The 24,225-nt window shown below is 66.6% G+C and carries 24 protein-coding genes; 9 read left to right on the forward strand and 15 right to left on the reverse strand.

Annotation, left to right across the window (positions count from 1 at the left end; genetic code table 11):
• Positions 1-9: 9 nt before the first annotated feature.
• The 3 genes from CXB49_RS00715 to arsC form a co-directional block, all read right to left on the reverse strand.
• Complete coding sequence (locus CXB49_RS00715) at positions 10-1,428, reverse strand: efflux transporter outer membrane subunit (protein ID WP_233492901.1); 1,419 nt, start codon at positions 1,426-1,428, stop codon at positions 10-12.
• Between the two features lie 88 nt (positions 1,429-1,516).
• The gene (locus CXB49_RS00720) at positions 1,517-2,017 is read right to left on the reverse strand and encodes a MarR family transcriptional regulator (protein WP_101706631.1); all 501 of its coding nucleotides are present in this window, start codon (positions 2,015-2,017) and stop codon (positions 1,517-1,519) included.
• 144 nt (positions 2,018-2,161) lie between these two features.
• Complete coding sequence (arsC, locus tag CXB49_RS00725; protein WP_101706632.1) at positions 2,162-2,512, reverse strand: arsenate reductase (glutaredoxin); 351 nt, start codon at positions 2,510-2,512, stop codon at positions 2,162-2,164.
• Positions 2,513-2,686: 174 nt separating this feature from the next.
• Between arsC and CXB49_RS00730 the strand changes: the two genes are divergently transcribed.
• Positions 2,687-3,892: a multidrug effflux MFS transporter gene (locus CXB49_RS00730; RefSeq protein ID WP_101706633.1), complete on the forward strand. Its 1,206-nt coding sequence runs from the start codon at positions 2,687-2,689 to the stop codon at positions 3,890-3,892.
• A gap of 9 nt (positions 3,893-3,901) precedes the next feature.
• Here the strand turns inward: CXB49_RS00730 and CXB49_RS00735 are convergent, their stop codons facing one another.
• The 7 genes from CXB49_RS00735 to CXB49_RS00765 all read right to left on the reverse strand — a co-directional run bounded on the left by CXB49_RS00735 (position 3,902) and on the right by CXB49_RS00765 (position 12,932).
• A complete protein-coding gene (locus CXB49_RS00735; RefSeq protein ID WP_101706634.1) occupies positions 3,902-5,080 on the reverse strand; it encodes a Wzz/FepE/Etk N-terminal domain-containing protein in 1,179 nt (392 codons plus the stop codon).
• 17 nt (positions 5,081-5,097) lie between these two features.
• Positions 5,098-7,074, reverse strand: a complete 1,977-nt coding sequence (locus CXB49_RS00740; protein ID WP_101706635.1) for an SLBB domain-containing protein — start codon at positions 7,072-7,074, stop codon at positions 5,098-5,100.
• A 25-nt stretch (positions 7,075-7,099) separates the two neighbouring features.
• Positions 7,100-9,952: a YjbH domain-containing protein gene (locus CXB49_RS00745; protein WP_101706636.1), complete on the reverse strand. Its 2,853-nt coding sequence runs from the start codon at positions 9,950-9,952 to the stop codon at positions 7,100-7,102.
• Between the two features lie 351 nt (positions 9,953-10,303).
• Positions 10,304-10,603, reverse strand: coding sequence for a hypothetical protein (locus CXB49_RS00750; RefSeq protein ID WP_101706637.1), 300 nt, complete (start codon positions 10,601-10,603; stop codon positions 10,304-10,306).
• Between the two features lie 134 nt (positions 10,604-10,737).
• On the reverse strand, positions 10,738-11,679 hold the full coding sequence (thrB, locus tag CXB49_RS00755; RefSeq protein ID WP_101706638.1) for a homoserine kinase: 942 nt from the start codon (positions 11,677-11,679) through the stop codon (positions 10,738-10,740).
• 10 nt (positions 11,680-11,689) lie between these two features.
• Positions 11,690-12,019: a DUF2782 domain-containing protein gene (locus CXB49_RS00760; RefSeq protein ID WP_101710550.1), complete on the reverse strand. Its 330-nt coding sequence runs from the start codon at positions 12,017-12,019 to the stop codon at positions 11,690-11,692.
• A 184-nt stretch (positions 12,020-12,203) separates the two neighbouring features.
• A complete protein-coding gene (locus tag CXB49_RS00765) occupies positions 12,204-12,932 on the reverse strand; it encodes a TIGR00730 family Rossman fold protein (protein WP_101706639.1) in 729 nt (242 codons plus the stop codon).
• Between the two features lie 12 nt (positions 12,933-12,944).
• On the opposite strand from CXB49_RS00765, the gene polA reads away from it, so the two are divergent.
• The 6 genes from polA (at position 12,945) to CXB49_RS00795 (ending at position 18,826) form a co-directional block, all read left to right on the forward strand.
• The gene (gene polA / locus CXB49_RS00770) at positions 12,945-15,734 is read left to right on the forward strand and encodes a DNA polymerase I (RefSeq protein WP_101706640.1); all 2,790 of its coding nucleotides are present in this window, start codon (positions 12,945-12,947) and stop codon (positions 15,732-15,734) included.
• Between the two features lie 182 nt (positions 15,735-15,916).
• Positions 15,917-16,459 carry a GspH/FimT family pseudopilin gene (locus tag CXB49_RS00775; protein WP_158300562.1) on the forward strand — a complete coding sequence of 181 codons (543 nt, stop codon included), beginning with the start codon at positions 15,917-15,919 and terminating at the stop codon, positions 16,457-16,459.
• Complete coding sequence (locus CXB49_RS00780) at positions 16,446-16,940, forward strand: hypothetical protein (RefSeq protein ID WP_158300563.1); 495 nt, start codon at positions 16,446-16,448, stop codon at positions 16,938-16,940. Before CXB49_RS00775 ends, CXB49_RS00780 begins: the two co-directional genes overlap by 14 nt.
• Complete coding sequence (locus tag CXB49_RS00785; protein WP_158300564.1) at positions 16,912-17,772, forward strand: hypothetical protein; 861 nt, start codon at positions 16,912-16,914, stop codon at positions 17,770-17,772. Before CXB49_RS00780 ends, CXB49_RS00785 begins: the two co-directional genes overlap by 29 nt.
• Entirely contained in the window at positions 17,769-18,407 is a 639-nt protein-coding gene (locus CXB49_RS00790; RefSeq protein ID WP_101706644.1) for a pilus assembly protein, read from the forward strand. Before CXB49_RS00785 ends, CXB49_RS00790 begins: the two co-directional genes overlap by 4 nt.
• Positions 18,404-18,826, forward strand: a complete 423-nt coding sequence (locus CXB49_RS00795) for a type IV pilin protein (protein ID WP_101706645.1) — start codon at positions 18,404-18,406, stop codon at positions 18,824-18,826. Before CXB49_RS00790 ends, CXB49_RS00795 begins: the two co-directional genes overlap by 4 nt.
• A gap of 5 nt (positions 18,827-18,831) precedes the next feature.
• Here CXB49_RS00795 and CXB49_RS00800 read toward each other — a convergent pair whose 3' ends face one another.
• The 4 genes from CXB49_RS00800 to CXB49_RS00815 all read right to left on the reverse strand — a co-directional run bounded on the left by CXB49_RS00800 (position 18,832) and on the right by CXB49_RS00815 (position 22,151).
• Positions 18,832-20,109 carry an AmpG family muropeptide MFS transporter gene (locus CXB49_RS00800; RefSeq protein ID WP_101706646.1) on the reverse strand — a complete coding sequence of 426 codons (1,278 nt, stop codon included), beginning with the start codon at positions 20,107-20,109 and terminating at the stop codon, positions 18,832-18,834.
• A 91-nt stretch (positions 20,110-20,200) separates the two neighbouring features.
• The gene (locus tag CXB49_RS00805; protein WP_101706647.1) at positions 20,201-20,389 is read right to left on the reverse strand and encodes a YqaE/Pmp3 family membrane protein; all 189 of its coding nucleotides are present in this window, start codon (positions 20,387-20,389) and stop codon (positions 20,201-20,203) included.
• 26 nt (positions 20,390-20,415) lie between these two features.
• Positions 20,416-21,012, reverse strand: coding sequence for a methionine biosynthesis protein MetW (metW, locus tag CXB49_RS00810; RefSeq protein ID WP_101706648.1), 597 nt, complete (start codon positions 21,010-21,012; stop codon positions 20,416-20,418).
• Positions 21,009-22,151 (reverse strand): homoserine O-acetyltransferase, encoded by a 1,143-nt coding sequence (locus CXB49_RS00815; protein ID WP_101706649.1) that lies wholly within the window; start codon positions 22,149-22,151, stop codon positions 21,009-21,011. The genes metW and CXB49_RS00815 overlap by 4 nt, the downstream gene beginning before the upstream one ends.
• A 168-nt stretch (positions 22,152-22,319) precedes the next feature.
• On the opposite strand from CXB49_RS00815, the gene CXB49_RS00820 reads away from it, so the two are divergent.
• Positions 22,320-22,502 (forward strand): hypothetical protein, encoded by a 183-nt coding sequence (locus CXB49_RS00820; RefSeq protein ID WP_101710551.1) that lies wholly within the window; start codon positions 22,320-22,322, stop codon positions 22,500-22,502.
• Between the two features lie 113 nt (positions 22,503-22,615).
• Here CXB49_RS00820 and CXB49_RS00825 read toward each other — a convergent pair whose 3' ends face one another.
• The gene (locus CXB49_RS00825) at positions 22,616-23,056 is read right to left on the reverse strand and encodes a hypothetical protein (protein ID WP_101706650.1); all 441 of its coding nucleotides are present in this window, start codon (positions 23,054-23,056) and stop codon (positions 22,616-22,618) included.
• Between the two features lie 238 nt (positions 23,057-23,294).
• Here CXB49_RS00825 and msrP point away from each other — a divergent pair, with 238 nt between their 5' ends.
• Complete coding sequence (gene msrP / locus CXB49_RS00830; RefSeq protein ID WP_101706651.1) at positions 23,295-24,212, forward strand: protein-methionine-sulfoxide reductase catalytic subunit MsrP; 918 nt, start codon at positions 23,295-23,297, stop codon at positions 24,210-24,212.
• The last annotated feature ends 13 nt before the right edge of the window (positions 24,213-24,225 follow it).

The following is a 24,225-nucleotide window of genomic DNA, read 5'->3' on the forward strand; positions in this document are numbered from 1 at the left end:
AATGCGTCCTTAGCGGGTGGCGGGCTGTGTGGCGAAGCCGCCGCCCAGTGCGGTGTTCAGGGTGGCCCAGGCCATTCGGCTGGCAGCCTTGGCGTCGGTGTAGGCCGATTGCTGGTTCAGCAGCGCGTCCTGCGCGTCGAGCAGCGATAGCTTGTTGACCAGGCCGGCGCGCAGGCGGGCGGCCATCGAGTCGTTGGCCTTGCGGCTGCTGTCCAGCGCGGCCTGCGCCTGCTTCAGCTGGCGCTGGCTGTTCTGCCAGCCGGACACCGCGTCGGCGGCGTCGCGCAGCGCGTCGAGCACGGTCTGGTTGTACTGCTGCACCGCCATGTCGTAGCCGGCCTGTTGCTTGGCCAGATTGGACTGCAGCTGGCCGGAGTGGAACAGCGGCAGGCTGATGGCCGGCATCAGGCCCCACAGCGTCGATTCGCTCTTCCACAGCTGATTCATTTCCAGCGAGCTCTGGCCGGCGAACACCGTCAGCTTGACGTTGGGGTAGAACTCGGCGCGGGCTTCCTTGATCGAGCTGTCCATCGCCTCGACGCGGGCGCGCTGGGCGGCGATGTCGGGACGGCGGCCCAGCAGATTGGCGTCCAGGCTGTCCAGTTGCGGCGCCGGCGCCGTTTCCAGCTTGCCGGCCTTCAGTCCGGCCTGGGCCTGCGGAGCCTGGCCGGTCAGCGCCGACAGCGCCGACAGCGCGTGGCGGCCGCGTTCGATGTCGTTGTCCAGCGCGCTTTGCTGCTGCAACAGCTTCTCGATCGAGACTTCGTTGCCGCGCTGGTTGTCGCCGGGCAGCAGGCCGGCGTTGATGCGGGCCTGGGTCAGTTTCTGACGGCTCTGGGCGACGGCGAGGCGCTGCGCCAGCAGTTCGGCCTGCGCCTGGCTGCGTTGCAGCTGGGTGTATTGGGCGACGACGGCCTGGGTCAGCATCAAGCGGGTCTGCTCGCCTTCATAGGCGGTGGCCTGCTGCTGGCCGAGGGCGGCGCTGACGGCGGCGTGGTTCTTGCCCCAGAAGTCGAATTCCCAGCTGCCGACCAGCGCCGCGGTGTAGGCGGTCAGATAGTCTTTGTGCAGCAACGGCTTCAGCGGGTCGTAATGCAGGTCGACGGCGTTGGCGGTGGCGTCCAGTTGCGGGCCGTCCTTGCTTTCGACGATGCCGACGGCGGCGCGGGCCTGGCGCAGCCGGGCGGCGGCCAGCTTCAGCGACGGCGCGTCCTTCAACGTGGCTTCCACCAGCTGATTCAGTGTCGGATCGTTCAGTTGGCGCCACCAGTCGGCAGAGATATTCTGCTGCTTGGAGGCGGCCAGTTGCAGCTGTTCGGCGCTCAGGGTCCGGTCGGGGACGGTATCCGGGCCGAAGCTGGCGCAGCCGCCGAGCACGGCGCCGATCAGCAGCACCCCGGCGGTCTGTGGCCAAGATTTCTTGTTCACCTTGTCGGTCTCCATCAATGATGCATGCATTGCTGTGATATATCTGGTGATAATCACATAGGTTACTATTTGGCCGAAAAAAGCGCGGTCAACCGCCCAGCTTGCTGAGCAGCTTGCGCATCAGTCTTTCCATCTGCTGTTTTTCCTCGTCGTCGAAGTCGACCCACAGCTGGCGGTGGATTTCGCGGGAGTACGGCAGCAGGCGTTCCACCAGCGCGATGCCGGTCGGCGTCAGCTCCAGCACGATCTTGCGGCGGTCCTCGGCGCTGGAGGAGCGCGCGGCCCAGTCGTTCTTCACCAGTTCGTCGGCGATGCGGGTGGCGTTGGTGCGCGACGAATCCAGCGTTTCGCTGATCTCGGATGGATTCAGCGTCTGGTTCGGACAGGCGTACAGCGCCAGCAAGGCCATCCAGAGGGTTTCGTTCAGGCCGTGCTGCTTCAGCGTCTCGCACATGTGGCAGGACAGACGCGGCACGATGTGGAAGATCAGCCGGGTCAGGATCACTTCCTGGCGCGGCACGCCGGGAAAGCGCGCCTGCACGCGATCGACCGCCTGTTCCAGTTGGGCAAAGGACTTGTTTGGGCTCATACCGCGATTTTAGTAACGTGCGGTACTATTTAGCAAGAAATAATAACCTCGCTAATCAATAGGGCGCGCCGCTTGTGGCGTAATGTCAACGGGATGGACGTGGCGGCCGGCGGCAGCGCGGCCGGAGCGCGCCGGGGGCGGCGTCTATTCGCCCAGCAGCGTCAGCACTTGCTCCGGAGGGCGGCCGATGACGGCCTTGTCGCCGATGATGGCGATCGGGCGTTCGATCAGATTGGGGTTGTCCACCATGGCGTCGATCAGATGCTTGCGTTCCAGCGTGATGTCGTCGAGGTAGAGATCGACGTACTCTTCCTCTTTCTTGCGCATCAGCTCGCGCGGCTCCAGCTTGAGCAACGTCAGCAGGCGGTCCAGCTCCTCGTGGCTGGGCGGGTGTTTCAGGTATTCGACCACCTCCACCTTGGCTCCGGCCTCTTCCAGCAGGGCCAGCGCGGCGCGCGATTTCGAGCATTTGGGATTGTGGTAAAGGCGGATCATGTCGCTTCTCCCTGGTCGGTGGTGCCTGGACGGCCGCGGCGCGGCGGCCTTTGTCGTTGCGGTGTGGGAAGATGGCGGCATCGTGGCATGAAAGCGCGACGCTGCCAAGCGCTGGCGTTTGGCAAGCGCCGCGCTTATCGTTAACATGCCGACATTACTTATCATTCTCACGTCATGTCCGCTTCCTCGCGCAGTCATTTCGGTCTGGCCTTCCTGTTGGCGGCCCTGTCCACCCTTGGCCCTTTTTCCATCGACACCTTTTTGCCGGCGATGCGCGCCATCGGCGACAGTCTGGCGGTGTCGCCGCTGGAGATGCAGCAGGCCCTCACCGTCTACTTGTTCTGTTACGCGCTGATGATGCTGTGGCATGGCTCGATTTCCGACGCCATCGGCCGCCGGCCGGTGGTGCTGGCGACCTCGCTGCTGTTCGGCCTGGCCTCGGTCGGCTGCGCGCTGTCGCAGAGCCTGGGCATGCTGCTGCTGTTCCGCGCCTTGCAGGGCTTGTGCGGCGGGGCCGGCCTGGTGGTGGGGCGGGCCATCATCCGCGACAAGCTGGACGGCGCGGCGGCGCAGCGGCTGATGTCGCAGGTGACGATGCTGTTCTCCTTGTCGCCGGCGATCGCGCCGGTGGTCGGCGGCTGGCTGTTCGGCGCCTTCGGCTGGCATTCGATCTTCATCTTCATGGGTCTGATCGGCTTCGCGCTGTTCGCGCTGTGCTGGTTCGGCCTGGAGGAGACCCACCCGGCCCATGCGCGCCAGCCGCTGCGCGCCCGCCAGTTGCTGGCCAATTACTGGCAGGTGGCCAGGGCGCGCGATTTCCAGCTGCTGACCGCGGCGGTGTCGTTCAATTTCGCCGGCTTCTTCCTGTATGTGCCGTCGGCGCCGGTCTTCCTGATGCAGCATCTGCACCTGGGGCCCAGCCAGTTTCTGTGGCTGTTCGGCCCGGCGGTGTGCGGCATCATGTTCGGCGCCTATCTGTCGGGCCGGATGGCCGGCCATTTCAGCCAGCGCGAGATCGTGACGCGCGGTTACTGGCTGATGTTCGTCGCGGCGGGATTGAATCTGGCCTACAACCTGTCGGTCCGCCAGTTGGCGCTGCCGTGGGCGGTGCTGCCGCTGGCGCTGTACACCACCGGCATGTCGCTGGCCGCGCCGTCGATCACGCTGAACCTGATGGACCAGTTCCCGTCGCTGCGCGGCACGGTGTCGTCGCTGCAGGGATTCTTCCAGACCATGTTGTCCAGCCTGGTGGCCGGCGCGCTGGCGCCGCTGGCATGGGCCAGCCCCTTGAGGCTGGCCGGGTCGATGTGCGCGCTGCTGGCGTTGGGCTTCGTCTGCCGCATGGGCTACCGTCTGCGGATGCGCGCGCGCGGCAGCTGACCGCGCCGCTCAGCTTTCGCCGCGCAGCGCCAGCGCGGGCTGGCGTTCGCGGCGCAGGCGGCCCTGTTCGGCCAGTTGCGTCCGCAAGAGCGCCGTCGCGGCGCCGACCACCGCGCCGGCGAACAGCGCCATTAGCATGATGATCGCCCGCTTCGGGCGGCTCTTCTTTTCCGGCGTCACCGCCGAGTCCAGCACCTGGATCAGCGAGGAATCCTTCGATTCGTCTATCCGGGCCAGCTCGTATTGCTTGGCCAGCAATTCGAAGATGGTTTCCTGGTATTTTACGTCGCGCAGCCGGCGCAGGTATTCCAGCCCGCTTTGCGCCACCTTGCCGGTCGGCACCATCAGGTCGCCGCCGTTGCTGCTGCCGGTCTCCAGTTTGGCCAGCTGCTCTCGCAAACCGCCCAGTTCCTGCTCGGTGCGGATGTACAGCGGGTTCTGCGTGGTGGCGTAGCTTCGCATCGCTTCCAGCTGGACCTCCTTGGCGGCGATATTGGCGCGCAGCTGGGTGACCGAGCCGACGATGGCGGGCAGCTGGCCTTCCAGCTGTATCATGCCGGTCTTCTCCTGGGTCTTGCGCAGCGCCGCCTCGGCGTCGGCCAGCAGATCCTTGGTCTGTCTCATCTGCTGTTCGAAGAACAGCCGGCGCTTGGCGGCGTCGGTGACCGCCAGCGACTGGTTCACCGTCTTCAATTCGTCGATGTAGCCGTTGGCCAGCGCGGCGGCGAATTTCGGATCGGTATCGTCGACGTTGATGGTGATCAGGCCGTCCTTGCCGCTGCTGAACTGCGAGCGGGCCCGTAGCTCCGCGCGCGCGCGGTCCTGCGAGCTGATGTCGTAATGCCGCTTCAGCTGGAAGCGCCGGATCAGCCCGTCGGCGACGGTGCGGCTTTGCAGAATGCCGATATAGAGGTCGTTGGGGGTTTTCAGGCCGGCCAAGCCGCCGGAGCCGCCGGTGAGGCCGCCCAGCTGGCCCAGCAGCATGCCCATGCTGTTGTTCTGCTGTTGAGGCGGCATGATGGTGGCGGTGGCGGTAAAGACCGGCCTGGCCACCAGGCAGTAGATCAGCGCCAGCGCGCCGAACAGCAGCGTGCTGACGGCGATCCACCGCCGGCGCTGCCACAATCGCTCCCAGATCGTCACCAGATCGATTTCATCATTGCCTTGCGCCGGATTTGCGGTTTGCATCTGCGTCTCCCTGGCTTTTACTTCAGCACTTTCAGACCGGCCGCGCCGAGGCCGAACTGGTAGAGGATGGAGGTCCACTCCTTCAGCGACTGCGTCCAGCTGCCGGCGTTCAGGTCCTCCGGCACCACGATGGTGTCGCCGGGATTGACGCGCTGGCCGTTGATGCCGGTGAACCAGCCGCCGTTATTGCTGCTGGCGACGGTGCCGTCGGCGCGCAGCACGTAGGTGGACGACTTGTCGCCGCTGTCGACCACGCCGCCGGCCAGCCCCAGATAGTCGCTGACCGAGCGCTGCGGCCGGTAGATGAAGGCATTGCTCTGATAGACGGCGCCCAACACGTTGATGGTGCCGGGACGGCGCGGAATGTCCACCTTGTCGCCGTCCTGCAATTCCAGGTCAGGCAGGTCCTTGACGGCGGCGCCGCCGTCCTTCAATTCCAGCACCACCCGGCCTTCGGCCTTGACGGTGCGCAGCTTGGCGGCGATCTGCCGCTGGCGCTCCACTTCGGCGCTGACCGAGGCGATGGCGTCCTTGTCGGTCAGCTTGGACAGCCGGCCGGCGGCGCTCTGTTCCAGCTCCTTCTCGAAGCGGGTGGCCACCTCGTCCAGCCGTTGCTGCTGCATCTGGCGTATGCTTTCGCGTTTCAACTCGGTGGCGAACACATAGCCGTCGTCGGTGACGCCGCCCAGCCGCATGATCAGCTGGCGCAAGGTTTCGCCCTTGCTGATCTGGAAGGTGCCGGTATGTCCGACTTCGCCGCCGACGCTGACGTATTCGTCGGTCTTCAGCACGCTGACCGGCTGGGCGCCCGGCGAGTGCAGCCGGAAGATGTCGCTGGCCTGCAGCGGCACGGCGGCCAGCTGGTCGCCGGCATCGCGGGTCCGTACCAGGCTGACGAAGCGGTTGTCGACGCTTTTCTCCACCGCCAGCTCCTTGCCTTCCGCCGCCGATTCCAGCCCGCCGGCCCAGTGCAGCAGGTCGGCTGCGGTTTCGCCGCGACGGAACTCGTAGATTGCCGGCGTCTTGACGTCGCCGAGCAGCGCCACCCTGGGGCCGGCCGCTGGCACCTGGATCACGTCGCCGTCGCGCAGCGTCTGGTCGGTCGATTTGTCGCCGTTGACCAGGATGGCGTACAGGTCCACCCGGGCCACCGTCTTGCCGTCGCGCATCAGCGCGACATTGCGCAGGCTGCCGCTGTCGTCCGGGCCGCCGGCCTTCAAGAGCGCGTTCAACAGCGTGCTCATCGCGTTCAGCGTGTAGCTGCCGGGCTGGCGCGCGTGGCCGACCACGTAGACCTGCACCGAACGGCTTTGCAGCAGGCTGACGCTGAGGTCGAAATTGTTGAATACCCGGCTGACGCTCTTCTTCAGCACGCCCTGCAGATCCCGATAGCGCGTGCCGGCCACCGCGATGCTGCCGACGCGCGGCAGGTAGACGGCGCCGTTGCGGTCCACCGTCAGCGTCAGGTCGATGTCGACCATGCCCCAGCCCTTGACCTGCAGCTGGTCGCCGCTGCCTATCACGTAGTCCGGGTTGACCTGCACGCCGTCCGGGGCGTCGAAGTTGTTGCCCGGATTGAGGAAGAGACGGCTGCCGAACAGCGGCAGCGTCTGCTCGGTGGCCTTCTTGACGTAGTCGGTGAACGGCGGCAGCTTGGGCTTGCCGTCCAGCGGGTTGATTTCATAGCCGTTGTCGTCCAGATAGCGCCTGGGGTAGCTGTTGCCTTGCTGCTGCATGCCTTGTTGCGGCATGCCGGGCTGGCGAAAGCCTTGCGGCAGCGACTGCGGGTTGCGCTCGCCGCCGAAGGCGCCCGCGCCGGCCGGCAGATTGCCTATCGACGGCAGGCCGTTGGCGTTGTCGGTTTCGTAGCCGGGCATCGTGGTGTTCGGATAACTGACATTGGCGTTGCCGGCCGCGTGCAGGCTGGCGCTGCCGGCCAGCAGACACAAGGCCAGCAGTGATTTGGCCCCCGATTTCAGAATGCTCGCAGTCATGATTGGTATCCCCGCAGTGGTGGCTTTATCGGAGTGGGACATCGATGCGGACCCCCACCTGTTTTGGACCGGCGGTCAGGCCGCCGCGGTAGCGGCTATCGTCCCGCTGGGCCTGCCATAGCCAGTTGCCTGTCAAATAACCGAGCAGACCGCCGACGACGACGTCGGACAGCCAGTGATCGCGGCTGGCCAGCCGCCCGCCGGCGCCCAGCGCCGCCGCGCCGTACAGCCAGGGCTGGTCGTATTCCTTGGCGAACGGCGTGACCGCGGCGAACAGCACGGCCGAGTGGTTGGAGGTGAAGCTGCTTTGCAGCCGGGACTGGCCGGACGGCTGGCCGCGCCACGGGCTGTCGCTGTCGCCGGGGCGCTGGCGGTTGACGGCGAATTTCAGCGCCTCGCTGCCGACCAGCGCGAAGGCGCTGGACTCCAGCGCGATCAGGCCGGTGTTGCTGAGCCTGTCGTCCCCCAGCGCGAAGGCGGCGCCGGACAGCGCGGCGGCGGCGTAGGGCAGGCCTTTGCCGAAGCGGCCCCAGTCCTTCATCAGCCGGTTGTCCTGATGGTTCTGGAAGGCGCGGTTGACCGGGCGGTCGAGTCCGGCGGCGGCCAGCGACAGCACCGCGGCGGTGCCGAGCGAGGTGGCCTTGTCGTCGAACTGCAGCCATTGCCGGCCGCTGTCCTCCAGCCTGAGCCTGACCATCGGCCACGGGTGGTAGCTGGGCTGCGGCGGCGTCACCTTCGGCAGATTCTGCTCGTCCGGGCGCTCGGCGAAATTGCCCAGGCCGTCGTAGGCGTCGATGTCGCGCCTGGGATCGCTGACGATGTCGTACAGGTCGCCCGGCGTCATCACCATCTGGCCGACGTCGCGCGTCCATGGCGACAGCGAGAAATCGCCGGTGGTGCGGGCGTCGAAGGTCAGCAGGCTGTTCAGCGGGATCGAGAAGAACAGGCCCTTGTCGTAATACGGCTTCGATGGCGTGCCGGGGCTGGTGATGTCGTGGCCGTTGGTCTTGGTGTACCAGAAGCCGGCCTCGATGCCGGAGCGGAAGCGGCGTTTGAATTCCACGCGCGCGCCGTCGTCCTTGGCCAGGAAGCGGCCGGCGCGCATGGTGGCGGTGATGCCCAAGGGCAGCCGGTAGTGCATCGAGGCGATGGCGGTGATGGTCTGGTAGTCCCGCGTGCCGAACCAGCCCTGATAATCGCGCTGCTGCAACGCGTCCACCGCCAGGTCGACGGCCCAGTTCCTGCCGGCGCCGGGGTAGTACAGCACCTGGCCGCCGGCGCCGCGGAACATTTCCTCGTAGATGCCGGCGGAGGCGCGGGCGTAGACCTCGGGGCCGAAATTCATGTACTGGTTGATCAGGAAGCGGTTGAGCTTGGGCGTCTTGACGCGCTTGTAGTCGGCGATGTCGGAGCGCACGTGCGGCAACAGGCTGTTGGATGGCTGCGTCACCGCGGTGATGGTGTTGTAGAGGTCGGCGCTGAGCCCGCTGTCCAGATACAGCCCCTGGCCCAGTCTGCGCTTGTAGTTGGCCTCGGCCATGATGTCGTAGTGGAAGGCGCCGCTGGGGTCGTTGAAATACACGCCCATCTTCGGCGCCAGATGGAAGCGGTTGTCCTCCGGATCGTTGCTGGTCACCTGAACCAGGTCGCCTTCCTGATTGGTCAGCGCGTTCACCGCGACGTCCTCGCGCAGTGCCGCGGCCAGGTTTTTGGCTTCCAGCGGCTGCAACTCCTCGTCGCGGCCGGGTTTGATGCTGACGGTTTCCAGCAGGCGCGCCCGCGGCGTCTTGCCCAGCAGATAGTCGTTGAGCGCGGCCATGTCGTAGAAGCTGTAGGTGGCGATCGGCTGTTCCAGCTCGGTGTAGACGACACGGATTTCGCGGGTCTCCAGCGGCGCGAAGTACAGCGCGGTGCGCACCGCGCGGCCGATCGCGCGGCCGACATTGGAGATGCGGCTGCTGCTCAACTCCAGCACCAGCGTGTCGCGCTGCATCGCGATGCGGATGTTCTTGTAGTCCTGCCTGGCCAGCGATTCGGCCAGCAGCCGGGCGCGGTCCGGCTGGTCGCGCCATTGCGCCAGCGTCGGCCGTGACGGCAGATCCGGCCCGCCGCTGAAGTAGGCCGGTTCCTGGATCTTGGGCACGAACTCCTTGACGTTCAGCGGGATGTCGATATGGGCGTTGATGCTGGCGTGGCTCCGCTGGTGCGCCAGCTGCAGCCCCAGCCAGCCCCATTGGTATTCGAGGCCGACCGCCGGGCCTTTGTTGCGCTGGGCGGCGAAGGTGCTGACTTCGTACGGATCCTTGCGGTAGTCGTTGGCGTCGTATTCGGCCACCAGCGACCAGTTGGGCAGGAAGCTGGGCGTGAAGCGCACGCCGCCGAAGACGCCCTGTATGCGGCCGCTGCCGTAGCCTATCGAGGTTTCCAGACCGGGCAGCCAGTTCTTGCTGGCGACCAGGTATTTGCCTTTCCACAGCCGGTTGCCGACGATGTCGGTGACGCCGACGGCGATCTCCGGCATCAGCGCCGATTCGTCCCACAGCTTGAATTTGAGATCGATCGCCTTGTCCTTGTAGCGGCCGTAGCCGCCGCCGTAGGCGGGATCGTCGAAGCCGGGTATGCCGGCGATGGAGGTATAGCGGCCGGAAACCTCCAGCCAGGGCAGCACCGTGGTGGACGTCCATAGCGTGCCGTATGGCTTGTCGTAGCCGTAGCCGAGGCTGAAAGTGCCGTCGTCGCCGACCCGGGCCGAAGGCATGTTGATATAGCCTATCTGTCCGGTCAGCGATGGCTGCGCCAAAGCGCCGCAGGCGAACAGCAGCGGCAATCCCCCTTGCAACATCCCTGTGGCCAGATAGCGTCTGGTTCTGTTGTGCATTACTGCAGTCCGGGTTTATTGGATGCAGCTGTCGCTGCTTATTGCAAGCCTGCCGGAATAGGCGGCCCCCCTGGTCGGTGCGGCGCCGGGATCGCAAGAGAGCGGGAGGAGAATGTCGACGACCAGGCGCGGCGAACGCGTTGGCGATGCCGGATGGCCTGGGTTCCTGCGCAGCCCCTTGGATGCGTCGGCGAGCCGGCAGCCTGCGCTGCCTGACGCACGTCGATTCAGCCTTATGAACAACCGTTTGCCGAGAAAGCCGGCTTATTTGTAATTGTCGCCAGGCCGCCCGGCGGAATGTCCGCCGGACAGCCTGACGCGTACAACGATGTCGCTTGTCGTCGCCCGCACCTAGTGGTGGGTGGCGGCGGAGTGGCTGGAGGAGGAGTTGCTGTTGCTGGAGACGGCCACGGCGGCGGCCATGGCGGCGCCGATGGCGGCGATGGTGCCTACGCTGAGACCGGCGATGCCGGCGGTGGTGCCGGCGACGCCGGCGGTACCGGCAGTGGCGGTGCCCGCGGTGCCGGCCGTTCCGCCGGTGCCGGCTGCGCCGGTGGTGTCGGCGCCAGCGGCGCCGGCTTCTTCAGCGGCGAAGGCCGGGGCGGCCAGCGCGGCGGACAGGGCGATGACGAGGAGGGGCTTTAGCAGCATGACGAATCCTTTGCTCGAAATGGAACGACGGAAATCATGGAACCTTAACTACTCATCACTGATGGTATGTGAAAAATCACATTTTTCAAGCCTAATCCTATGACGGATGTGTGACGGCGCCGTCGCCGCGGTGCTCAGTCCAGCCAGAAATCGACGCGCCGGCGATGCGCCAGCAACAGCTTCTGAAACACGGCGGGATCCTTGGTATACGTCAGTTCCCCGCAGGTCGGCTGGTACAGGTCCTGCAAGCGGGAAACCCAGAATCGCAGCGCGGCGGCGCGCAGCATAACCGGCCAGACGTCGCGCTCCTCCTGGCCTAATGGCCGTTCCGACTGGTAGCCGGCGAGCAAGGCGCGCGCCAGTTCGTCGTCCAGTTCGCCGTCATCGCGCCGGGCCCAGTCGTTGACGGCGATGGCCAGGTCGTACAGCAAGATGTCGTTGCAGGCGTAGTAGAAGTCGATGAAGCCGGCGATCGTGTCGCCGTGCATCAGCACATTGTCGCGGAACAGGTCGGCGTGGATCACGCCGGCCGGCAGGTGGTCGAAGCGGTGGCCGTCCTGGAACTGGATTTCCTCGCGCAGCGCATCGGCCAGTTCGGCCGGCAACTGCGGATACAGCTGCTGAGCCGTGCGGCACCACCAGCGCGGTCCGCGCGGATTCTCCATCCGCAGCGGAAAGGTGGCGCCGGCCTTGTGCATCTGCGCCAGCATTTCGCCGACCGCGCGGCACTGGACGTCGCTGGGACTCTCGATATCGCCGCCGTCCAGGCAGCTGACCAGACAGGCCGGCTTGCCGGCCAGCATGGACGCGAAGTTGTCGCTATGGTCGGCGATCGGCGCCGGGCAGGCGACGCCGTGCTTCGCCAGATGGCTCATCAGCGACAGGTAGTACGGCAGTTCGTCCAGCCGTAGCGTTTCGAACAGCGTCAGCACATAGCGGCCGTGGGTGGTGGTGACGAAGTAATTGGTATTGGTGATGCCCGCCGCGATGCCCTGCAGCTCCTGCAACTGGCCGAGCGCGTAGCCTTGCAGCCATTGCCGCAGGCTGTCGCGGCCGACCGTGGTGTAAACCGACATGCCGCCTCCGTCAGAAACGCACCAGGACCCAGCGCGGGATCACGATGCGGGTGGACGGGTCTATCTGTTTCATCACGCCGGAACCGTTGTCGTCTATCAGGTAATAGGGCACGCCGTGTCCCGGGGTCACCTTGACCATGTACAGCTGGCCGTTCAGGCGGTATTCCTCGATCTTCTCGTCGCCTTTCTGGATCAGACGCACCTCCGGTTCCGGTTCGGCGGCGGAGGCCGGGCTGATCGCCGGCGGCGGCGGCACCACGGCCTTGGCCGGCGCGGAGGCGTCGGCGGCGAAGGCGGGGGCCAAGGGCAGCAGCAGGAGGAGGGCGGTGAGACGGCGCATGGTTTGTCCTTTTTGTATGGGGGCTTGGCGCTGGTTGACGATCTTTTCCGGGCGTTTCGGGGCGGTTTGCCGCCGGCGCGCGGCTTCGCCGGCCATGCCTGACGGTGAATGATACTGCGGCGGGGCGTTTTTCGCGCCCCGCGTCCGGCAGAAAACGGCGGCGGAGAAGACCTTGAATCGCTTCTTACAGATTGAGCAGCTGTTCGCGCTCTTCGGGCAGCGCGTCGAAGCCGCGGGTTTCATAGTGTTTGAAAATGGTGTCGACGATCTGCTGCGGATCGTCTATCAACTGGATCAGGTTCAAGTCGTCGGGATTGATCATGCCCTCGCTGACCAGCCTGTCCTTGACCCAGTCGAGCAGGCCGGCCCAGAACTCGCTGCAGCACAGGATGATCGGAATCTTGCGGCTCTTGCCGGTCTGAATCAGCGTCAGCGCCTCGAACATCTCGTCCAGCGTGCCGAAGCCGCCCGGCATCACCACATAGGCGATCGCGTGCTTGACGAACATCACCTTGCGGCTGAAGAAGTGATTGAACTTGACCGCCAGGTCCTGGTAATCGTTGGGCTTCTGTTCGTGCGGCAGCACGATGTTCAACGCAACGGACGGACTTCTGCCGTAGAATGCCCCCTTGTTGGCGGCCTCCATGATGCCGGGGCCGCCGCCGGATATCACCGAGAAGCCGGAGTCGGACAGGCGCCGCGCGACATCCTCGGTCAGTTTGTAGTATTTGTGATCGCGCGGCGTGCGCGCGCTGCCGAATATGCTGACGGCCGGCGTGATGCCTTGCAGCTCCTCCGCCGACTCGACAAACTCCGACAGGATCTTCATCACGTGCCAGGCTTCGCGCGAGCGGAAGCGCTGCATCATGGCGTGACGGTCGCTGGTCTGCGGTAATTTATCGGACAAGCTCATACTCTGCCTCTTATGAAAACATTGTTATTGATCGACGGCTCTTCTTACTTGTACCGCGCCTTTCACGCGATGCCCGATTTGCGATCCCCGGATGGCCGCCCGGTGGGGGCTGTCTATGGCATGGTCAACATGCTCAGGCGGCTGGAGAAGGAGCTTGAGTTCGATTATAGCGCCTGCGTCTTTGACGCGAAGGGCAAGACCTTCCGCGACGACCTGTACCCCGAATACAAGGCCAATCGCCCGTCGATGCCCGAGGAGCTCGCTTCCCAGATTACGGCGGTCCACGACGTGGTGCAAGCATCCGGCTGGCCGATGCTGGTGGTGCCGGGGGTGGAGGCCGACGACGTGATCGGCACGCTGGCGCGCAGCGCCGCCGCGGCCGGCATCAAGGTGGTCGTTTCCACCGGCGACAAGGACATGGCGCAGCTGGTGACCCCGGACGTCACCCTGGTCAACACGATGACCAACGAGCTGCTGGACGAGGCCGGCGTCAAGGAGAAGTTCGGCGTGCCGCCGACCTTGATCATCGACTACCTGACCTTGATCGGCGACAAGGTGGACAATGTGCCCGGCGTCGACAAGTGCGGCCCGAAGACCGCGGTCAAGTGGCTGGAGGAGTACGGCAATCTGGACGCCATCGTCGCCCAGGCCGGCGGCATCGGCGGCAAGGTCGGCGAGAACCTGCGCGCGGCGCTGGACTGGCTGCCTATGGGCAAGCGGCTGATCACCATCGACTGCGAGGTCGATCTGGCGACCGATCTGCCGCAGGGCCTGCCGGGCCTGCAGCATGGGCAGAAGGACAAGCCGCGGCTGGCCGAATTGTTCAAGGACCTGGGCTTCCGCACTTTCTACCGCGAGATGACCGAGGGCGAGGACATGCCGGCGGTCGCGCAGCGCAGCGCCGACGCGCCGCGCGGCGGCGAGGCCCAGGGCGACATGTTCGCCGCGCCGGCCGCCGAGCCGGCTTTGCAGGCGGCCCCGTCCGACGGCGCGCTGGCGCGCCACTACGAAACCATCCTGACCGAGGCGCAGCTGGACGGCTGGTTGGCCAAGCTGGCGGCCGCCGAGGTGGTGTCGTTCGACACCGAAACCACCAGCCTCGATCCGATGCAGGCGCGCATCGTCGGCGTCAGCTTCTCGGTGGAGGCCGGCCACGCCGCCTACCTGCCGCTGGCGCACCATTACGCCGGCGCGCCGGAGCAGCTGCCGCTGGACGCAAGCTTGGCCAGGCTCAAGCCGTGGCTGGAGGACGCCGGCAAGAAGAAGTGCGGCCAGAACCTGAAGTACGACTGCCACGTGCTGGCCAACCACGGCATCGCCTTGCGCGGCGTCGTCGACGATTCGATGCTGGCCTCCTACGTGCTGGAAAGCCACCAGCGCCACAATATGGACGATCTGGCGCGACGCCATCTGGGCGAGAACACCGTCAGCTACGAGGACATCTGCGGCAAGGGCGCCAAGCAGATCGGCTTCGGCGAGGTCGACGTCGACATCGCCGGCAATTACTCGGCCGAGGACGCCGACATCACGCTCAGGCTCAACCAGTATTTCGCCCGGGAGCTGTCCGGCGATCTGGAAAAAGTCTACCGCGACATCGAGCTGCCGGTGGCCGAAGTGCTGTTCAAGATGGAACGGCACGGCGTGCTGATAGACCGCGACAAGCTGGCCGCGCAGAGCCATCAACTGGGTAGCCAGATGCTGCAATTGGAGCAGCGAGCCTATGAGTTGGCCGGTCAGCCGTTCAATCTGAATTCGCCGAAGCAGTTGCAGGAAATCCTGTTCGGCAAACTGGCGATTCCGACCAAGGGCGTCAAGAAGACGCCCAGCGGTGGCTATTCCACCGACGAATCGGTGTTGGAGCAGTTGGCGCTGGACCACCCGCTGCCGAAGTGCATCCTGGAATACCGCGGCCTGGCCAAGCTGAAGTCCACCTATACCGACAAGCTGCCGGCGCTGATTTATCCACAGACCGGCCGCGTCCACACGACTTATGCACAGGCGGTGGCGATCACCGGCCGGTTGGCCAGCAACGATCCGAACCTGCAGAACATCCCGGTGCGCACCGCCGAGGGCCGCCGCGTCCGCGAGGCTTTCATCGCGCCGGCCGGCTGGCGGATCGTGTCGGCCGACTATTCGCAGATCGAGCTGCGCATCATGGCCCACTTGTCCGACGACGAGGGCATGCTGAAGGCCTTCGCCAGCGGCGAGGACATCCACCGCGCCACCGCCGCCGAAGTGTTCGGCGTCGAACTGGCGGCGGTGACGTCGGACCAGCGCCGCGCCGCCAAGGCGATCAACTTCGGCCTGATCTACGGCATGAGCGCCTTCGGCCTGGCGGCTCAGCTCGATATCGAGCGCAGCGCCGCCCAGCAGTACATCGACCGCTATTTCATGCGTTATCCGGGCGTGGCCGAGTATATGCAGACCACGCGGGAGAAGGCGCGCGAGCAGGGCTATGTCGAGACCGTGTTCGGCCGCCGGCTGTATCTGCCGGACATCAAGCTCAGCAACCCCGGCCGCCGCGCCGGCGCCGAGCGCGCGGCGATCAACGCGCCGATGCAGGGCACCGCCGCCGACCTGATCAAGCTGGCGATGATCGCGGTGCAGGACTGGCTGGAGCGCGACGGTTTGCAAAGCAAGCTGATCATGCAGGTGCACGACGAACTGGTGCTGGAAGTGCCGGACGCCGAACTGGAGCGGGTCAAGCGCCGACTGCCGGAAATCATGGCCGGCGCGGCCGAGCTGAAAGTGCCGCTGCTGGCCGAGGTCGGCGCCGGCGGCAGCTGGGAAGCCGCGCACTGAGCCGATATCGTTGTTGCCAGAATGGAAACGGCGCCTGACGGCGCCGTTTTTGCGTCCATTCCGGCCTGCGCTTTGGGCTGGATTCCCACATTGAAAACCGGGCTTTGGTACAGGTATCGATGGTGGAGGACCGGTTGGACTTCCATAATCAATCCCTCCCAGGATGGATGTGGAGCATTGCGATGGGCCGGATGCATCAGGCCGGGCTGACCTGGCTGGAGTTGATGACGGTGCTGGCGATCGCCGCCGTCCTCGCCTGCCTGGCCTGGCCCGAGCTGGCCGCGGCGCGGGAGCGGCAGTCGCTGCGCGGCCACGCGCTGGCCTTGTTGGGCGGCCTGCACCATGCCCGCGCCGCGGCCTTGCAGCGCAATCGGCCGGTTTATCTGTGCGCGGCCAATCTGAAGGTGAATCGGGAGTTGCAGGGCTGCTTGCCGCCGCAGCGCGGCGACAGCCAGTCGTGGCCGGAAGGCGCGCTGGTGTTCGCCGACAAGGGCGCCGGCAACGGCCGTTACGATAGCGGCGAGCGACTGCGGCTGGCGATGTTCGACGGCGGCAGGATCGATGTCAGCGGACCGACGCGCTTGCTGACGCTGAGCGGGGAGGGGCGTTTGCAAGCCGCCCGACCGCTGGTTTTCCAGCTGCGGGGGCGGCGTCAATGCTTGCGGCTGACGGTGGCCGCCGATGGCCGGGGACGCTTGGGCGAGATTGGCGATGGCTGCGCCTGAGCGAGGCTTCGGCATGGTGGAGGCCTTGCTGGCGCTGACCATCTGGGCGGTGGCGATGCTGGCCCTGGCCGGCGTCCAGGGACGCATGCTGCTGCAGGCGCGCGACGCGGAGGCGCAGGACCGGATCGAAGAGGCGGTGTCCAACCTGGCCAATGCGATGCGGTCCGGTCCTGAGGCGTGGCTGCCGCATTATCTGGAAAGCGTCGATGGCGATCATCCGGCGGCGGCGGACTGCGTGAGCGGCTGTTCGGCGCAGCAGTTCGCCGCCGCCGGCCTGGCCCGCTTCAAGCGCGAGCTGCGGGATATCGGCCAGGGCGCGGGGGCGCGGGGCGTCGTCTGTCGAGCAGAGTCCCGGACGCGCCCCCGGCGGGACGCGCTCGCTTGCGACGGACGCGGTCCGCTGGCGATACGGGTGGCGTGGCGCAGCCGTCGCGGCGGGGTCTGGCGGGAGCATGCCGGTGTCTGGCCGTTGCAGCCGTAGCCGGCTGCGAGGCTCGTTGTTGCTGTCCAGCTTGTTGGCGGCGTCGCTGACTTCGCTGGTGCTGGCCCTGTCGCTGGCGGTCTTGGCGACGATACAGCGCGAGGCGAGCGACGCCGAGCGTCGAATGAGCCGGCGGCAGGACGCGCGCTGGGCCGCGGCCGAGCTGGCGCGGGACCTGCTGCGCCATGGCCGCTTCGGTTGCGGCGCCAGGCCTTGGCAGGCCGGCGATTTCGGCGCCGGCGCATGGCATTTGTGGCTGCCGGGGCGGGAGCTGGAAATCGGGCGGGTCCGGCACGACGCGGCGGGGCGCCTGGAGGCGATGGAGCTGGTCGGGCTGGCGCCGGAGTTCTGGCGGCCTTGGTCCCGGTTGTGGCTGGGCGATTGCGGCAGCGGCCGCGAGCTGGCCGGCGGAGACGCCCATTGGCAGGGTGCCGGCTCGACGCCGACGCTGCGGCTGACGCCGGCGTTCGATGGCGCCCATCTGCCGTCGCTGCAGCTGTGGCTCCCACGGGAGAGGCGCTACCGGCTGGTGGCCGACGGGCAGGCTTATCGCCTGCTGACGCGGGAGCGGGACGGCGGGCTGGCCGATGGCGAGGAGCGGGTGCTGCTGGACGGCGTGCACAGCCTGAGCCTGCAATTGCTGGTGGCCGATGGCTGTGGGGAGGCGGCGCGCTGGAGCTGGCGCGCGCCGTCCGATTTGCGTCCCGGACAGCTGCCTCAGGCGGCGAGGCTGGGTCTGGCATGGTATGCCGGCGGCGGGGAGGATGAGGTGAATCGCTTGAGCTACGATCTGGCGCTGGAGCCGGGTTTCACGTGCAAGGAGGCGTCATGAGCCCGGCGCGCCAGGCTGGCGGCGCCCTGCCGCTGGTCCTGTCGCTGCTGGCGGTGCTGGGGCTGCTGGTGCTGTCGTCGTCGCAGCAGCTGGCCGGCGTCCAGCGGCAGGCGGACAACGCGCAGGACAGACAGCGGGCGCAGATGCTGGCGCGCCAGGCGCTGAGGGGCGCCGAGCAATGGGTGTGGCGCATGGACCGCCGGCTGGCGCTGGCGGCGGCCGATCCCGGCGAGCTGTACGGCGAGGGACGGCTGTTCTCCCCCGGCTGCAACGGGCCCGAGGGCAGGGGGCTGTGCGAGCCGCAGGCGCCGCCGCAGCGCCGAACTCTCGATGGCCAGCCGCTGCTGCATCCGTGCGGGCGCAGCAGGGAGTATGCGTTGGAGGACATGGCGCCGCAGGCCGCTTGCCCGCAACGGGTGCGCAGCGGCTCACTCAGTTGGGCGAATCCGCGCTATGTGGTGGAGCTGGTCGATCCGCGCTTCGGCGCGGCCGGGGCGAGGGGACGGCTGTACCGGATCACCGTGCGCGCCTGGGGGCACCATCCGTTCAGCGTGGCCACGCTGCAAAGCTGGTATCGCGTCGGCGGGGAGACGGATCCGGGCAGGCGATTGTCCTGGACCGAGGTGGCGGAATGAGGCGCGGCGGCGGTTTCAGCCTGACGGAGCTGCTCAGCTGCCTGGCGATCGCGGCGGTGCTGGTCGCGCTGACGGTGCCGGGCTACCGGCAGTATCTGCAGCGGGCGCGGCTGGCGGAGGCCAGGGCGGCCTTGATGGAGAACGGCCATTTCATGCAGCGCTGGTACCGCTTGCGCGGCGCCTACCATCAGGACGGGCCGCCGGCCTGGCCCTTGCTGCCGGTGCTGGACACCGCGGCCTTCGTCATCGGCTTCAGCAGCGTGGCGCCGTCGTCGGACAATGTCGACCAGGCCAGCTTCATCATCGAGGCCAGGCCCAAGACCGGTTCCGGTCTGGAAGAGTGGCTGCTGAAGCTGGACCAGGACGGCAATATCCGCCAGTGCCGGCAGCAGGACGGCGTCGAGAACTGCCGGCTGTAGCGCGCTCAGGCCTGTTCCGGCGGCGGATCGTCCCCCCAGGGCGCCACCCGGACCAGCAGCATCATGCCCGGTATCGCCAGCGCGGTGCACAGGAAGAAGAAGGAGGTCCAGCCGACCGAATCGACGAGGTAGCCGGTGGCGGCGTTGGCCAGCGTGCGCGGCACCGCGGCCAGGCTGGTGAACAGCGCGAACTGGGTGGCGGTGTAGGCAGGATGCGTGCTGCGGGCGATGAAGGCGACGAAGGCCGCGGTGCCAAGGCCGACGCCCAGCGCCTCGAAGCCTATGACCACCGCCAGCATCGCCAGCTGCTCGGCGCCGACGCTGTCGAAGCGGCCGTAGCTGGCCAGCCAGGCGAAGCCCAGTATCGACACCACCTGCACCACGCCGAAGGCCCACAGCGCGCGGTTGATGCCGAGCTTGATCATCCACAGGCCGCCCAGCAGGCCGCCGATCACCGCCGGCCACAGCCCGGCGTGTTTGGCCACCAGGCCGATCTGCGATTTGGCGTAGCCCATGTCGAGATAGAACGGCGTCGCCAGCGAGGTGGCCATGCTGTCGCCCAGCTTGTACAGGAAGATGAAGCCGAGTATCCACAAGGCGTCCCGCCAGCCCCGGCGGGCGAGGAACTCGTGGAACGGTTCCACCACCGCTTCGCACAGCGTCTTCGGACTGCCGGGGGCCTGAGCCGGCTCTTTCACCATCAAGGTCATCAGCGCGCCGGGCAGCATGAACAGCGCGGTGACGACGAACACACTGCCCCAGTCCAGGTGGTCGGCCAGAATCAAGGACAAGGAACCCGGCACCAGGCCGGCCAGCCGGTAGGCGTTGATGTGCACGGTATTGCCGAGGCCGAGCTGGGTATCGCTGAGAATCTCGCGGCGGAAGGCGTCCAGCACGATGTCCTGGCTGGCGGAGAAGAAGGCGACCGCCAGCGCCAGGCCGGCGATGCTCCAGATGTCCTGGCGCGGGTCGAACAGGCCGAACAGCGCCAGCGCGGCCAGCAAGGCCAGCTGGCTGGCCAGCATCCAGCCGCGGCGGCGGCCCAACAGCGGCAGCGCGTAGCGGTCCAGCAGCGGCGACCACAGGAATTTCCAGGTGTAGGGCAGGCCGATCAGCGCGAACAGGCCGATGGACTTCAGATCGACGCCCTCGCTGCGCAGCCAGGCCGGCAGCAGGTTGAGCAGGGTATACAGCGGCAGGCCGGAGGCGAAGCCGGTGAACACGCAGACGAGCATGGTGCGCGAGAACACGTCGCGCCGCCAGTGGATGGTGGCCAGGGTCATGGGCTTCTTGTCGTGATGGTGGACGGGCCGCCCGCGCTGACGCGCGGGCGGATGTCGGCGACGGCGGGCGGCAGGCCCGCCGGGGACGGTGTCAGCGCCGCAGCGCCTGGGCTATCTTCTGGTCGGTCTTGTACTGGCTGAGCGAGTACACCGACCACAGCGCGGCCGGCAGCCAGCCTATCAGCGTCAGCTGCAGGATCAGGCAAAACACGCCGGCGAACGGCCGGCCTATGGTGAAGAACTGCAGCCAGGGCAGGAAAATGGCCAACAGCAGGCGCATGCGTCTCTCCTATCGCGATCCGGAATTCAGTCGCGCGCCACCCGGTAGAAGGCCAGGCTGCCGCGCAGGTTCGGCAACAAGGATACCCGCTTGCCCTTGTCCATGACCACCCTTTCCCTCACCCGGACGCGGTTCTTGGCGCACAGCGCCTCGAAGTCGCCCAGCATGCACCAGTGGATATTGGGGGTGTCGTACCACTGGTACGGTATGGTGTCCGACACCGGCATCCGGCCCTGCAGTATCTGCCGGCGGTTCTGCCAATAGCCGAAATTGGGGAAGGTGACGATGGCCTCGCGGCCGACGCGCAGCATCTCGTTCAAGATCGCCTCGGTATGGCGCATCGCCTGTATCGTCTGCGACAGCACCACGTGGTCGAAGCGGTGGTCCTCGAAGTCGGCGAGGCCGGTTTCCAGGTCGCCCTGGATCGCGTTGACGCCGGACGTGACGCAACGCACCACGTTGGCGACGTCGAAATCGACGCCGTAGCCCCGCACCCGCTTGTCGCGCTGCAACGCCGCCAGCAGCTGTCCGTCGCCGCAGCCGAGGTCCAGCACCCGGCTTTCGGGGGCGATCCAGTCGGCGATCAGCCTGAGGTCGGGGCGGAGAGTCTCGATGGCGCTCATGCGTTCACCTCTCCGGCGACGCGGTCCAGGTAGGCGCGCATCAGGTCGACATACGGTTGATCGGTCATCAAGAAGGCGTCGTGACCGTGCGTCGACTCGATCTCGGCGTAGCTGACGCGCTTGCCGGCGGCGATCAGCGCCTTGACCGTCTCGCGCGAGCGTTCCGGCGAGAAGCGCCAGTCGCTGGTGAAGCTGGCCACCAGGAACTGCGCCTGGGCCGGCCTCAGCGCCGCCGCCAGATCGCCGCCGCAGTCCTTGGCCGGGTCGAAGTAATCGAGCGCCTTGGTCATCAGCAGATAGGTGTTGGCGTCGAAGTAGTCGGAGAACTTGTCGCCCTGGTAGCGCAGATAGCTTTCGATCTCGAACTCCACGTCGTAGCCGAAGCGGTATTCGCCGGAGCGCAGCATGCGGCCGAATTTCTCGCCCATGCCGTCGTCCGACAGATAGGTGATGTGGCCCAGCATCCGCGCCAGCCTGAGGCCGCGGCGGGGGATGGCGCCTTGTTGGTAGAAGTCGCCGCCGTGGAATTCCGGGTCGGTGAGGATGGCCTGGCGCGCGACGTCGTTGAAGGCGATGTTCTGCGCCGACAGCTTCGGCGCCGACGCGATCACCAGCGCGTGGGCGACGCGTTCCGGGTAGGCGATGCTCCAGTGCAGCGCCTGCATGCCGCCGAGCGAGCCGCCTATGATCGCCGCCCAGCGTGCGATGCCGAGACGATCGGCCAGCCGCGCCTGCGAGGCGACCCAGTCCGGCACCGTCACGACCGGGAAGGCCGAACCCCAAGGCAGGCCGGTGGCCGGATTGACGCTGGACGGGCCGGTGCTGCCGTGGCAGCCGCCGAGGTTGTTGACGCCGACGACGAAGAAGCGGCGGGTGTCTATCGGTTTGCCGGGGCCTATCATATTGTCCCACCAGCCGACGGCCTTGTCGTCGGCGTGGTGGCGGCCGGCGACGTGGTGATGGCCGGACAGCGCGTGGCAGATCAGGATGGCGTTGCTTTTGTCGGCGTTCAGTTCGCCGTAGGTCTCGAAGCGCAGCTGGTAGCCGGGCAGCGCGGCGCCGCTGGCCAGCGGCAGCGGCAGGTCGAACGCGGCATCTTGGGCCGCGACGATGCCTACCGAACAATGGGTGTCGGTCATTGGGGCCTCTTCTATTTGTCCGCGTCCGCCGCCCTCTGTCGGGGCTGGTCTGGACGCGGTCTCCTGCGGCTACCGGTCGATTATATCCATAACATGCGCTTGCGCGGGAGTATGGCGCGCCGGGATAATCGGCTGGGTTTCCGCCACGGCCCCAATACGGTCCCCATCATGCTCGGACGCCTGTTCAAATTCTTCGCGCTATGCCTGCTGGCCTGGGCCGTCGCCCGCTTCTTCCTGAAGCCGGGTCAGCGGCGCGGCCTGCACGAGCTGGTTTCCGCGCTGGCGATCGCGCTGCTGGCCAGCGCCGGTTTGTTCTGCATTCTGTACTGGCTGGGGTGGCATCGGCTGTAGGGCGGCTTTTGGCTTCTCCGCCTGGGCGGCGGAACGCGAAGCGAGCCGTTGCGGTCCGCGCCCGTTGGTGGGCATCGACATGAAAAACCGCCCGGGAGGGCGGTTGGTGAGGCTTACTTGGCTTGGCTGGCGGTGGGTTTGTCCGTCGGGGTGTCGAGATCGGTGCGCTTGCCGCCGATGAATTTGACCAGGTTGGCCGCCCAGTGGTTGACGATAGGGTGGATTTCGGCGCCGAACTGGGTCTGCTTGTAGTTCAGATCCACGCTGGAGCCGTAGCGCAGCTGGTAGCCGGTCGCATCGTAGACGACGTCGAGCACCAGCTCATGGTTGCCTTTGACGTGCTTGAGCGACAGTTTGCCGGGCTGGTCGGCTACGACTGTCCAATCCAGCATCGCGCCGGCCTTGATGATGGCGTTCTTGTTCTGGTTGATGTCGCCGTTTTCCGCGGCCAGCGCGATGCGGCCCGGCAGCGCCAGCGGTTCATGGCGGGCGAAGGCCGGTTGGCACAGCAGAAAGCCGAACAGGGTCAGAACGAGTGCGATGAGCTTTTTCATGAGGCGAATTCTAAATCAAGAGAGAGAAAACCCCGTCGGGCGGGGTGCTGGCGCGGCAGGCCTGGGCCATGTCCGCAGCATGGCGCGAGTTTATCAGAACCGAGGCCTGGACCGTCGTATGCATTATTGTCAATATTGAGATTGTCGCAAGGACTTGGGGCCGCTTGAACGGATATCGGCACCGACTGTCAGAATCGGCATCTTGATCCGACCAAGTGGAAACGACAGGAGCGCCGCCATGCTGATCAGGAAACCCGCCGACCATACCCCGTCGGAAATCACGCCGGAAACCGTTTATTTCAACCGCCGCGCCTTCATGCTCGGCGCCGCCGGCCTGCTGCTGGCGGCCGAGGCGCCGGCCGCCCTCAACGCGAAGAAAAGCCCGCTGTCGCGGCTGGCCGCCGACGACAAGCCCAATCCGCTGCGCGACATCAACAGCTACAACAACTTCTACGAGTTCGGCACCGACAAGTCCGACCCGGCCGCCAACGCGCACACCTTGCATACCCGGCCGTGGAGCGTGCTGGTCGACGGCGAGGTGGCCAAGCCGCGCCGCTTTGCCATCGAGGAGCTGCTGAAGCTGCCGCTGGAGGAGCGCGTCTACCGGCTGCGCTGCGTCGAGGGCTGGAGCATGGTGATTCCCTGGGTCGGCTTTCCGTTGGCCAGCCTGATCAAGCAGATGAACCCGACCTCGCGCGCCAAGTACGTGGCGTTCGAGACACTGCAGCGGCCGAGCGAGATGCCGGGCCAGCGCCAGGCGGTGCTGGACTGGCCGTACCGCGAGGGCCTGCGCATCGACGAGGCCATGCATCCGCTGACCATTCTCGCCGTCGGCCTGTACGGCAATGCGCTGCCTAACCAGAACGGCGCGCCCATCCGGCTGGTGGTGCCGTGGAAATACGGCTTCAAGAGCATCAAGTCCATCGTCGGCATCCGGTTGCAGGAGACGATGCCGGCCACCAGCTGGAACCTGGCCAACGCCCATGAGTACGGCTTCTACTCCAACGTCAATCCGGAGGTCGACCATCCGCGCTGGAGCCAGGCGACCGAGCGCCGCATCGGCGAGTTCTTCAAGCGCAAGACGCTGCCGTTCAACGGCTACGGCGAGCAGGTGGCCGGCCTGTACCGCGGCATGGATCTGAGGAAGAACTTTTGATGACGACGCTGCG

Origin of the sequence: Chromobacterium sp. ATCC 53434 (assembly GCF_002848345.1) — a bacterium.
Classification (GTDB): Bacteria; Pseudomonadota; Gammaproteobacteria; order Burkholderiales; family Chromobacteriaceae; genus Chromobacterium.